This is a genomic window from Bariatricus sp. HCP28S3_D3 (genome assembly GCF_052065755.1).
Lineage (GTDB): Bacteria > Bacillota > Clostridia > Lachnospirales > Lachnospiraceae > Allocoprococcus.
Window position 1 is genome coordinate 1 of the sequence record NZ_JBQHTK010000024.1, and the last position, 12386, is coordinate 12386.

Genomic DNA, 12386 nt, shown 5'->3' on the forward strand with positions numbered 1-12386 from the left:
TGCCGTATTATCGCTGTCAATCTGCCATTAGCTCCCAGACTGCGCGGTCGATTCTTTAAAGGACGGAAAAATAATTTGTCGTTTGCGTCTCCCTCAATTCGCTGTCCAACAGTAGGACAGACAGAATTATGGGATAAGCTACGGATGCAACGTTATGCAGCTGTTCGGCAACGTATTGATATCAATTGCGTCCTGCCGCACTTGGACAGAGCGGAAACGGAAAGATATATCGTTTCCCATCTGGCTTACGCCGGAGGGAAACAGGAGATATTCACCGATAAAGCCATAGATGATATTTATAAAGAATCCACAGGGATTCCGCGCAGCATCAACCGGATCTGTGAAAAAAGCCTTATGTATGCAAGCCAGCAGAATAAGCGTTTGATTGATGAACATTTGGTGCATTATATCGTCGAGCATGAACTTCTGGGAGGTGACGTACATCAATGATCACTTTTTTATGCAAGGGAAAAAGCTGCTCCCCACATCAGTGGAAAGGTACGCTTGAGATCATAAGAAGCGGTAATCCATGTGAGGCAGAGCTTGACGCAAGAGGGAGTCATTTGAATATTCTTGTGGCTCGAAATCACGAATCCGGAAATTTGGAAATCGGAGTTCCGTTACTCGGAAATCGTCTTTTTTGTGCTTGATTACGTGTCCATTTCTATGGGGATATTTGTCAAGGCCTTGCCGCATCTGCGGTGCGTAGCAGCCTTTACTAATATTCTCATAGAAATTATGATTCGGTATGCACAAAATTAAATCCAAAAAGTGATTTCCATATCACCGGACAGCTGATGGAAACTCATCCGGAATAATCATCATTTTCACCTGATTGTAGGAAAACATGCATATGGGAATTATATCTGTATTCCCAACTGGGATATCGGTACGGAACTCGCCGCCCTGTCGGATACCTTTTGGAATGAGGAACGACTCCGAAACTACAGTAAGATGAAAAAAGTGGATGCATGTACGGTTGTAACTGCATTGAAGGTACTTGCGGATAATGGATGCATAGGATGAAATCTGAACAGATGCCAGGGGCGGGATTCCCCGTTTCTGGTATCAAACATTTAGGTGACAGAAAGTTTGTCATTCTAATGACAGTTCGTAAGAGCAGTCCTGTGACAGATCAGGAAATCATTAACAATGAAAAATCATAAATGAACACTTGATGAATGGATGTCTATTATAATGGAATGCCGCCAGAGTGGTCTATATGATGCTGTATGTCAATGCACTTAATTGAGGCAATAAGGTATAGTTTTTGATTTCTATTTCGTTGGTTATGGCTTTTATAACCTATTTATCTGAGTTTTAACAGCAAATTATGTTTTAGATACGAGAAATAAAAATTACTTGTCCACAGAGTAAACAAAGTTAGTAAGACATTTTATTACTAGAAATATCTATATATATAGATACTAAAGTATTTCCAATGAGAGACTGATTTCTCAAAAACAATCATATAAAGGATTGAAATTAAAAAAGCGATTTAGTGAGGGAAAAGAATGTTGAACAATGAACAAAGAATAATAAAAAACAACAATAGATGCATTGAATTAGACTACCTTAGAGTATTTGCAACGTTTGCAGTTATGATTCTTCATATTGCTGGCTCAAATTGGTACACAACTGATGTTAATGGAATTGAATGGCAAACATTTAATTTCTACGATAGTATTGTTAGATGGAGTGTTCCGGTATTTGTAATGATAAGTGGAGTATTATTCTTAAATAGAGAGATTAACATTAGAGTTTTATATTCAAAATATATTTTTAGAATGATTACAGCCTTCATTGCATGGAGTTTTTTTTATGCTATAAAGATTTATCTGGGTGGAAATGGAATTGCTTCCGCCATTGTAAGTTTTGTGGAAGGCCATTATCATATGTGGTTTGTGTTTATGATTATTGGTATTTATGTGTGCGTTCCATTCGTAAAGGAAATAGTAAAAAGTGAAAGATTAGTGAAGTACTATTTGATACTATCTTTTTCTTTTGCCTTTTTAATTCCTCAAATAATGATGCTTATTTCAGATTTTACACCTGAATTTGTTATAAAAGTAGCAGGTGTTGTAAATTCAGATGTTTCCAATATGAATATGTCATTTGTGATGGGGTATATATTTTATTTTATACTTGGTTATTATATTTACTCAATTGATCTTAATAAGAAACATAGAATGTATATTTATTTCATAGGAATGCTTGGCTTTTCAATGACGGTATTGTTAGACTTAATCGTAGCTTTAAAAACACAGAAGTACTGCTCTAATTATTATGGGAATTTTACAATCAATGTTCTTTTTGAGTCATTAGCCGTATTTGTATTTTTTAAATACCATGTTTTTAAAAATGAAAGAATCAATGGTTTTGTGATTAAATTATCAAAGTATAGTTTTGGTGCATATTTGGTGCACGCATGTATTATTGAAATACTTCCTAAGTTTGGTATTAATTCATTGATGTGCAATCCGATTATTGCAGTTCCAGTAATGGGGCTAATAGTATTTATTATTTCCTTTAGTATTTCTTATATTATTCATAAGATTCCAATTTTAAATAAATATATAGTTTAGCAATATGGCATACATAGAATAATGTGCTAAATTCAGTCGAACTGACCGGCCAGCTCGGATGAGCTGACCGCGAGTTCGCTTTATCTGACCACTTGTAGGTCGATTTGTAGGTTACCTAGAAGGATTTCTCATGTTTCTCCCATTAAATTCAAGCCGATATGCATTATGGATGATGCGATCCATGCAGGCATCTGCATATTCCGCAAGAACTGCGCATCCGTTCCGGAGGAACGGAGCGCCATTCCGCTTCAAACTGAGCAAAGCTCAGCAGGTTGATTAGTTACTATTGGTTATTCTGCGATCCCTGCCAGGAAATTCAAGGCGATATGCCTTGGATGTCATTCGGCTTAAGCAGGCATCTGCGTAGGTGGAATCCCCAAAAAGCTGATACCCTCCAGATACTGGAATCTGTGAGATAATAATAGTTGCCTTGCGGCAGTCTCTGGATTCGATGATTTCAAACAGATCGCGGCATTTCTCAATGTCCAGATCCATTAAGCCGAAATCATCTATCACCATGAGATCATAAGCTGCCATTTCATTCGAATACTCAAAGTAAGTACCTTCCTGCCTGGCATGATCCGATTCTTTTAAGAGAGTATTCGCACGTATGTATTTAACAGTACGGTTCTGATGCATTGCTGTGATACATAAGGCGCAGGCGATGTGCGTTTTCCCAGCACCGGCTCCTCCGGTCATCAGCAGGTTATTCGGCTCATCGATCCAATCACACTTGGCCAGAAGTTTGTTTTTTGCAAGCCTTTTTGGCATAAAATTGCAAAAAGTTTTTGTAGTGTATATGACGGCCTGAAAAGACCAACTGCACGGAAAAACTGAACCACCTTGCCGGAAACTGTAACGGATGGCTGTACCATCCGGCAGATGTGTTTTATAAGTCCGGCAGGTTATTTTGTCCTCCCATCCGTAATGCCAGATACGGCAGAACGGACGGGAGCAATCTCAGTAATTAATACTTTTCATCGTCAATCCCTTTGGAAAGGTTGACCATTGAATCAATGTATTCCTTAAATGACATAGGATCACCGCCATCATAGTAAGCCATGACGTATTCCTGATAAGCCAGGCTGTCATAATGAGGCGTATCCAGATTCGACAAGATATCAACGGTCGTGATCCATTTGTGTTCGGGATCGTATTTCTGGCTCAGTTCGTATCTGGCACGGATTGTTTCAGCCTTCAAATGCTGGATATCCCGTACCATCGAATCGACCAGTTCCAAAAAGGAATGAATGAGTTGGCAGTTGTCAACACCTGGGCATTCATCCCAAGCCCTGTAATCACTGTCGATCATTATGCTTCACCTGCCTTTCCTTCGGTGGATGCACGGACCTATAATAGAAATGGCACACACGTGTGACTACTTATTCCTTTGTCTGCTTTACTGCATAAGGATTCACCTGAACAACACTGATTCCATTTGAAATCATCCATGTCGCAAGGCAGAACCAGTAGTGACCGGTCGGTTCTAAGCCAAGAACTATCTGGTTCTTGTTATGCTCAGTAGCTATTTTTACTGCCCATTCCTTTGCACCCTGGAATCCCTCTGAATCATTGCTGAATGGAAACGCCGACTTACTGAGTTCTCTGCCTCCGGTATCAATAGCTCTCAGATAATGTATTTCACTGCCTACATCGCATCCTAAAATAAGCATGTCATCACTGATAAAAGAGAGTTTTTTATTTTTATCGAATTTACCATTGGTTTCCAACTCACGCCATGTGGAAGCTGTGAGATTCTCTCTGATCACCTCTACTTTTTCAAAAGCTCCTGCTGTTCAAAAATATTTGCTGTTACTACTTGATTTTTCTTTTTCTTGCCGTTAACATTCATTTTAGATACCTCTTGTACTCTTTAGATTTTTACCAACTGGCAGGTCAGTAATAATCTAAATTTACTTGAGGTATTCTTTTGTGTCAATCTCTTGACTTATTTAAAGTATACAGGAAGCTTTCTAGATGATCTGTTACCATGGTCACCAAAGCTACCGGACGGTATTCGAAAGAACTGATAACCAAGGCTACCGTAAGGTGGCTCTTAATTTTTGGAGGTACTCGCTATTGAACGTTTACACAAATCAGACACTATACAGTCCAACTTTTTGTCCACATGCCCGAGCGGACGGTGGAATTAAATTTTGCAATTTTTAATCAGTATAATCTTTTTTTGCTGGTTTGACAATCTATATTAACTATTATACAATGGTAACAGATTATACAATAGGAGGAAGGCAAATGGTTCAAAAAAAAGTGGCAAGATTGTTATCGGCTATGCTTGTTAGTACATTATTGGCAACAAGTGTAATAGGGTATACAAGCAAGGCAGAAGATAATGTCAATTCTGGAGAAGAAATACAGATTCAGACAGAAGAGGAAAAGCAAAACGATACACGGGAAATAGTAGAAACTGAGCACAACGATATTAGTGTTCAGAATAACGATTCGGTTATTAATCAGGATTCTTCAGATGAAGTGACGGAAAATCCGATTGAAGAAGAGGAGATAGAACCATTTCCTGAAAATGGGGATAGGCTTGAAACTGTTACTGGAATGGATGAAGAAGGTAATCTACAGGAGATAGATGATGAGGCTGGAATTGTAAAGGAAAGCGAAACTAAAACCAGAGCAGCAGATGCACAGATAGTAAACTTCAATACCAAAGGATCGAGTACAACAGATTATAAAGAAGTAGAGACAGGTGCTTCGGGATATACTTGCGGTACCTATGGAGCAGATGCTGCTTATCTTGGTACAAGCTCAGGAAAAGTAAAGTTCATGCTTTCTGGAGTTATTGGAGAAGTTGATGAATCTGAAGTTCAGATTGTCAATATTTCAGATGCGAGTTCCATCAGTTATTACATAGTTTCTTCAGGTCGTCTGATGCATTATATTACAACGAATGTATCAAAGGAATCATATTCATCAAAATTGGATAACGGACCGGCACCATCGTATTTAAGTGAAGGAACCAAATATTATAGTTATGATGGACATTATTTTTATACATCTGGAAAATTTGCTGCAATGTTATCTGATTATAATAATGGGGATAGGAAAAATTCAGTAAACCCAAGTATCCCTTATTTTAATTATTATCAGTATCTTCCTCTTAGGAGCCAAATAGAATATAGCAGTTCTGAACTTAATTCCATGATTAATGCTAAAACTGACAGTGACTCTAAGATGAGAGATATTGGAATAAGTTTGGTCAACAATCAGAATACTTATGGTGTTAACGCATTGATTATGACAGGAATTGCTGCAAACGAAAGTGCATGGGGAAAGAGTAATATTTCGCAGTCAAAGAATAATTTATTTGGCCTTAACGCAATTGATTCCAGCCCAGGAGAATCTGCCAATTATTATTCAGATGTAACAACATGTATTAAAGAGTTTGCTGAGACTTATATGTCAAAACGATATCTGAGAGCGGGGTATACATATTATAAAGGTGGATTTCTTGGAAACAAGGCCAGCGGAATTAATGTTCATTATGCGTCCGACCCTTATTGGGGAGAGAAAGCAGCAAATGTGGCGTGGAATCTTGATAACAATAATGGGAAGAAGGATTATGGAAAGTATACAATTGGAATTAAGGATCTTCTCAGCAGTGATCATACCACATTAAATGTTCGCAATAAGAGTACTAAAGATTCCTCTTCTGAAGTTTTATATAAGACAGTTTCACAATCACAATATGCTTTCTTAATCTTAAATGATGGTGCATTAGAGAATGATTTTTATAGGGTGCAAAGTGATCCGGTATTAAATAGTGATAGGACAGCAATTGACACTTCCACTGGAAATTATAATTTTTCAAATATGTATGCATATGCGCATAGGAATCATGTAACGATTGTACATAATGGTTCAGGTGGAAATGGAGGTGTTTCTTGGAATACCGTAGATCCTGTAAAGGTACCGGCTGATGTTGCAAGTGCGTTGACTATTACTCCTTATGTAGGAAAACTCGGATGGTTATCAGAAGTGAAAAATGGAGAGCAGGTTGGTACGACCGGAATTAGCCATCAGCTTGAAGCGGTCAAAATTGAAATCAATGGTATTTCGGATCTTAATATTGAATATTCTGCACATGTTGCAGACGTGGGGTGGCAAGATTATGTATCGAACGGAGACATGGCAGGAACGACAGAACAGGATGCAGCTATTGAGGCAATTAAAATTCGTTTGACGGGAAGTAAGAGTGACGAATATGATATCTTTTATCGAGCTCATGTCGCGGAAGATGGATGGCAGTCCTTTGTCTCAGAAGATGAGATTGCAGGGACAACAGGAGAAAGTACGCCGGTTGAAGCAATTCAAATTGTATTGTTAAAAAAAGAAAAGGATATTAGTGTAAATAATAAAGCGGATATTTCTTATAGTACTTATACCAGTACTTTCGGTTGGGGGGGAGCTGCATCCCAAAATGGAGAACAAAGTGGTACGGTGGGAATGTCAGTACCGATTGAGAGTATTAAAATTCAAAGTGGAATAGAAGGAGTAGGAGTAGAATATTCAACACATATTCCAAATGTGGGCTGGCAGTCTTACGTAGCGGACGATGAGGAATCAAAAGTCAATGATTCACCAAAGAGGATAGAAGCAATTAAAATACGACTAACAGGACCTAATGCTGATAATTATGATGTATATTATCGGATGCATTGTGCTGATTATGGTTGGTTAGGTTGGGCGAAAAATGACGAAAAGGCTGGCACTCAAGGATACTCTTGTCAGATTGAAGCACTTCAGATTGTTGTTGTAGAGAAAGGAAGTAAAGCACCAGGAAGTATAGAAAATGCTTTTAAATTGAAACCTGCAGATATAGTATATGCTTCTTTTATCAATGGAAATGGATGGCAAAATGAAGTGAAAAATGGAGCACTTAGCGGAACAACTGGAGTTGCTAAAGCGCTTGGTGGTATAAAAATTAATTTAAGCAATAAGATTTTATCTGGAAATGTTCAATATGCATCACATATACAGGATAAAGGCTGGGATGATTGGAAACAAAATGGAGATGTAAGTGGTACTGCAGATGGACTGAAGCGATTGGAAGCTATTAAAATTAAGCTTACTGATGAAATGGAAAAGCAATACGATATTTATTATCGTGTTCATGTACAGGAGTTTGGTTGGCTTGGTTGGGCAAAAAATGGTGAAGCGGCAGGTACTGAGGCGTATAGTTACAGAGTTGAAGCAATTGAAATTAGATTATTGGATAAAGGAGCCGAAGCACCAGGAAATACGAATGCTGCATTTAAAAGAAAATATACATCGGTTCAGTATTCTGCTCATATTCAAGATATCGGATGGAAATCTTATGTTAGTGATGGAAGTACAGCAGGAACAACGGGTAAATCATTGAGATTAGAAGCACTTAAGATTAAGTTGACAGATATGAAATGCGGAGGTGGAATACGCTATAGTTCTCATGTACAAGATATTGGTTGGCAACCTTTTACAACAAACAATTCCATAAGTGGAACTGTAGGAAAAAGTAAAAGGGTTGAAGCAATAAAAATTGAGTTAACGGGAGAAATTGCAGATTATTGCGATGTATATTACAGAGTAAATGTTGTTGGTTATGGCTGGCTTGGCTGGACAAAGAATGGAGAACCGGCAGGTAGTGAAGGCCTTAGCAGGCAGATGGAAGCAATTCAAATTAAAATAGTAACAAAGGGTGAGGAAGCGCCATCTACTTCAGAAACAGCATTTTACAAATAATAATTTTTGTTTAGGGCTAGGCTGCGTGAGAGTCTGGCCCCTGTTTTAATAGAGAGTATAAGGGAGGAGCACATGTATAAGAGAATATTAGCATTATCTTTAGCAATTTATTTATCGCTTTATCCTGTTACAACCTTTGCAAATGAGGAAGGAAGTATTGATAATGTAATAGATTTGGGTGGAGATAAAAAAAGTTTGGATGAAGCAGAAGAAATGCCGGACAGTTCATACTCTGAGGAAGAAGAGAGTCCAGAAGAGTTTATGAATGAAGAAATAGAAGAACAGCCCGTAGATGATGAAGTGGAAAGGGTGATTACACTTCAGTATCAGGTTCATGTTCAGAACATTGGATGGCAAGGCTGGAAAAAAGCAGGAGAACTTGCCGGAACTACGGGAGAATCTCTTCGGATGGAGGCATTTCAAATCGATTTGGGAAGTGAAGAATTAAATAGTCAGATTATGTATAGAGCGCATGTTCAGGATATTGGATGGCAGGATTGGGTGAACGGAGGAGAAATAGCTGGTACTGTTGGTAAATCTCTTCGGGCAGAAGCATTGGAGATTAAACTTACGGGAGAACTTGCGGAACAATATGATGTTAGTTATATGACTCATGTATCTAATATCGGTGATCTGGAATATGTTTCAAACGGTGCAAGCGCAGGGTCACAAGGACTTGGAGCTAGAATGGAAGCACTGACAATTATGTTGGCGGATAAAAAGCAGGACGAAGACAGTATTCCTGATGGAAGAGGTTTTGTGAAAGATTATTCTTCAAATGATTTAACTTATACGGCGCATGTACAAAATATAGGAGATTTGGATGGGGTCATAAGCGGAGAGATACAGGGAACAACTGGTGAAGGCTTGAGACTTGAGGGATTTGCTGTGAATCTGGATACCAGTGCACTTCATTCATTAAAGGGTGATATTACATACAGAGCTCATATTCAGGATATTGGATGGCAGGAGTGGAAAAGAAATGGAGAATTTGCTGGAACAACGGGAAAATCATTAAGAATTGAGGCAATTCAGATTCAGCTAACAGGTGAAGCAGTAGCGTTTTACAATGTATATTACAGAACTCATATTCAGAATTTCGGATGGATGGGATGGGCTAAAAACGGAGAAAAGGCAGGAAGTGAGTCAATTTCACAAAGAATGGAAGCTTTTCAAATCGTGCTTGTACCAAAAATTAAAGATCAGAGCTCTTTCAATAGCTCTGTGGCAGCTTATCGTAATACTTATGTTTATCAGAATCCATCAAAATACTTACAGATAAAGCATAAGCAGAAAGCATTAACTGGTGGTGGTTATAATCTGTCTAAAAATTATATGGGGTTAAAGGTTGCATATGTTCAGAGAAAACTTGGACTTGGTGTAAGGCGTGCCATTATGGATTCTACAACAATTAATGCAGTAAAAAGCTTTCAAAAGAAGAATGGGCTTACTGTAAATGGGATTGTGGATCTTACAACTTGGAAGAAGATGGGATTATCCGAAAATGACTGGTATAATCTGGGAGCATATGCAAGTCTTTTAAAAACCAATCCTGCCAGTACGAGATCTCAGTGTATTGAAGCGATGATTGATACAGCATATTCTTACTTGAATACTGAATATATTATAGGAGCTTCAGGTAAACCAGGAACAGGAGTAGATTGTAGCGGACTGGTGATGCAGGCATTGTACTCTGCGGGAATTGATCCGGATCCTGTCAGTCCCATTAGGCATTCGAAGCCTGGGTATGAATATGAGTCGAGAAATCTTTGGAACTTACCTATGAAACATGTTTCATATAGCGAAAGGCAACGCGGCGATTTGATTTTCTACGCAAATTCGTCTGGAACTATTATTCATGTTGCTATTTATCTGGGTAATGATAAAGTGATTGAATCCTGGCCCGATAAAGTGGTAGTATGGCCGATAAAGAATTCGCATCGTTCAATAATAAAGGGGGTTGTGCGTCCGTTTGCTTAAAGTGCAAAACGGGCCAGAATAATGAAAAAGATACATAAGACTGTCGTGGGTATTGTTTGTTTTTGCATGATGATGGGAAATACGGGGAGTTATGTTATTGCATCTTCGGGTGATACAGATTTAATTTGGGAAAGTGAAACAGTACAGGATGGTTCTAGTGATGAAAAAATAATAAATGAGGAAGAAGGTTCTGATACATCTGTCGGTGAGAACGGAATTGAGGATTTAACTCCAGAAGATGAAAACGAAAACACAGATGAATCCAATAATTTAGATGATACGATTGAGTCAGTCGAAAGTGAAAATTCGGATAATGATATCAGTTCTGCGAAAAATGAGTTTACTGATGATGGGGTGGAAACTCAGGATGAAATAGAAACATCTGAAGAGGAACTACAAACGGAGAACGAAGAAGAGATACCAGAAGAAATCATAGATGAGGAACCCCCGAAAATCATGTATCAGGTTCACGTCCAGAATAAAGGGTGGATGAATTGGGTGACAGATAATGAAATAGCAGGAACAACAGGGGAATCCTTGAGGGTTGAAGCTGTTAAGATAAAACTTGAAAAAACGAATGAAAATTCGGGTCAGCCTGAAGAGATATCTGAAGATGAAGTATCTGATGAACAAACAAAGGAATTGGCAGAAGAATCTCATGTCGAATACCGTGTTCATATACGCAACAAAGGATGGCAGTCATGGAAAAAAGATGGAGAACTGGCAGGTACGACAGGAGAAGAACTTCAGATTGAGGCGATTCAGATTCGACTTATTGGTGAAATCACCAAGGAATATGAAGTGTATTATAAATCTCATGTTGCAGATTTTGGGTGGCTCGGTCTGGTAAAAGGCGAAGAACTTTCTGGTACAGAGGGAATGTCAAAACGAGTCGAAGCTCTTATGATAGGTTTGGAAAAATCAGAGAATGAACAGAACTTATCAGAAAGAGGCTATATCAAAGGATATTCGAAGGAGAATTTAAAGTATTCTGGCCATGTACAAGATAGTGGAAATACCAGTGAGGTTTATGGTGGTGGAACTCTGGGAACTATAGGGTGTTCAAAAAGATTGGAAGCATTAAAAATCATATTGGATACATCAAATAGTCTGGCGGGAGTTGTAGAATATCAGGCGCATGTCCAGAATATCGGATGGCAGTCGTGGAAGGAAAACGGTCAGCTTGCCGGAACGACCGGAGAATCAAAGAGAATGGAAGCAGTCAAAATACGATTGAAGGGTGAAAATTCAAAGTATTATGATATATATTACCGGGCACATGTTCAGTCGCTAGGATGGCTGGGATGGGCTAAAAATGGGCAGATTGCAGGTACAACAGACAGTAGCCTTCGGATGGAAGCATTACAGGTTGTTCTGGTTGTTAAAGGAAATGCAGCTCCGGGGGCAAATTCCGGGTACTATGTTGTTTGTCCAAGAAGCAAGAATATCAGTGGTGTCCCGCTATTCAAGCAGTATCCCGATTTTCCGAACGGATGTGAAGCAATTTCGCTGAATATGGTCATGCGTTATCTGGGATACGAGATATCCAATTCGGAAATGTGTAATATATATCTGCCCAAAGGCCCCCTGCATTCGACCAATCCGTATGTGGCATATATGGGTAATCCGGCCGGAAAAAATGCAGGTTATGGCTGTTGGGCACCTGTGATTGTCAAGGCAGCGGATAAATACTTTGAAAGCAAAGGAATTTCACCAAAAAGAGCAAAAAATATCAGTGACAGCACGCCTGAGGATCTGTACAAATATGTTGCGCTGGGAAAGCCGGTGATCGTATGGGTTACGCTGGATATGGGGAGTACCGGAGAATGGTTTCAGGCCGGGACTGTTAACGGAAAAGCAGTGTACTGGCCGAGAAGAGCACATTGCATGGTGTTGACCGGATATGATCTGAACCGGGGAACTGTTAAAGTCAATGATCCAATACGGGGAACCGTGGAATACTCTATGTCAGATTTTGAAAAAGCATATAAAAACATGGGCAAAAATGCAGTTATTATAGAATAGAAATAATCATCTAGACATTGAACAGTAAAAAATGTATAATATTTAGTA

At 38.8% G+C, this 12386-nt stretch carries 9 protein-coding genes and 1 pseudogene; 7 read left to right on the forward strand and 3 right to left on the reverse strand.

Annotation, left to right across the window (positions count from 1 at the left end; all coding sequences use genetic code 11):
• From ACTNB3_RS13080 to ACTNB3_RS13095, 4 genes and pseudogenes are all read left to right on the forward strand, one after another.
• Positions 1 to 450 (forward strand): annotated as a pseudogene (locus tag ACTNB3_RS13080) (hypothetical protein); the annotation flags it as partial.
• Positions 451 to 807: 357 nt separating this feature from the next.
• Positions 808 to 1026: a DUF6618 family protein gene (locus ACTNB3_RS13085; RefSeq protein ID WP_441026263.1), complete on the forward strand. Its 219-nt coding sequence runs from the start codon at positions 808 to 810 to the stop codon at positions 1024 to 1026.
• Entirely contained in the window at positions 1023 to 1166 is a 144-nt protein-coding gene (locus ACTNB3_RS13090; protein ID WP_441026218.1) for a hypothetical protein, read from the forward strand. The genes ACTNB3_RS13085 and ACTNB3_RS13090 overlap by 4 nt, the downstream gene beginning before the upstream one ends.
• Positions 1167 to 1514: 348 nt before the next feature.
• Positions 1515 to 2585, forward strand: coding sequence for an acyltransferase (locus ACTNB3_RS13095; RefSeq protein ID WP_441026220.1), 1071 nt, complete (start codon positions 1515 to 1517; stop codon positions 2583 to 2585).
• 276 nt (positions 2586 to 2861) lie between these two features.
• On the opposite strand, the gene ACTNB3_RS13100 is transcribed toward ACTNB3_RS13095, so the two are convergent.
• From ACTNB3_RS13100 to ACTNB3_RS13110, 3 genes are all read right to left on the reverse strand, one after another.
• Positions 2862 to 3521, reverse strand: coding sequence for an ATP-binding protein (locus ACTNB3_RS13100; RefSeq protein ID WP_441026265.1), 660 nt, complete (start codon positions 3519 to 3521; stop codon positions 2862 to 2864).
• 31 nt (positions 3522 to 3552) lie between these two features.
• Positions 3553 to 3897 carry a hypothetical protein gene (locus ACTNB3_RS13105; protein ID WP_441026222.1) on the reverse strand — a complete coding sequence of 115 codons (345 nt, stop codon included), beginning with the start codon at positions 3895 to 3897 and terminating at the stop codon, positions 3553 to 3555.
• Between the two features lie 70 nt (positions 3898 to 3967).
• Positions 3968 to 4354 carry an IS110 family transposase gene (locus ACTNB3_RS13110; protein WP_441026224.1) on the reverse strand — a complete coding sequence of 129 codons (387 nt, stop codon included), beginning with the start codon at positions 4352 to 4354 and terminating at the stop codon, positions 3968 to 3970.
• Positions 4355 to 4838: 484 nt separating this feature from the next.
• Between ACTNB3_RS13110 and ACTNB3_RS13115 the strand changes: the two genes are divergently transcribed.
• The 3 genes from ACTNB3_RS13115 (at position 4839) to ACTNB3_RS13125 (ending at position 12338) form a co-directional block, all read left to right on the forward strand.
• Entirely contained in the window at positions 4839 to 8333 is a 3495-nt protein-coding gene (locus ACTNB3_RS13115) for a glucosaminidase domain-containing protein (RefSeq protein WP_441026226.1), read from the forward strand.
• Between the two features lie 72 nt (positions 8334 to 8405).
• The gene (locus ACTNB3_RS13120) at positions 8406 to 10313 is read left to right on the forward strand and encodes an NlpC/P60 family protein (protein WP_441026228.1); all 1908 of its coding nucleotides are present in this window, start codon (positions 8406 to 8408) and stop codon (positions 10311 to 10313) included.
• Positions 10314 to 10334: 21 nt separating this feature from the next.
• Positions 10335 to 12338, forward strand: a complete 2004-nt coding sequence (locus ACTNB3_RS13125) for a C39 family peptidase (RefSeq protein WP_441026230.1) — start codon at positions 10335 to 10337, stop codon at positions 12336 to 12338.
• Positions 12339 to 12386 lie beyond the last annotated feature (48 nt).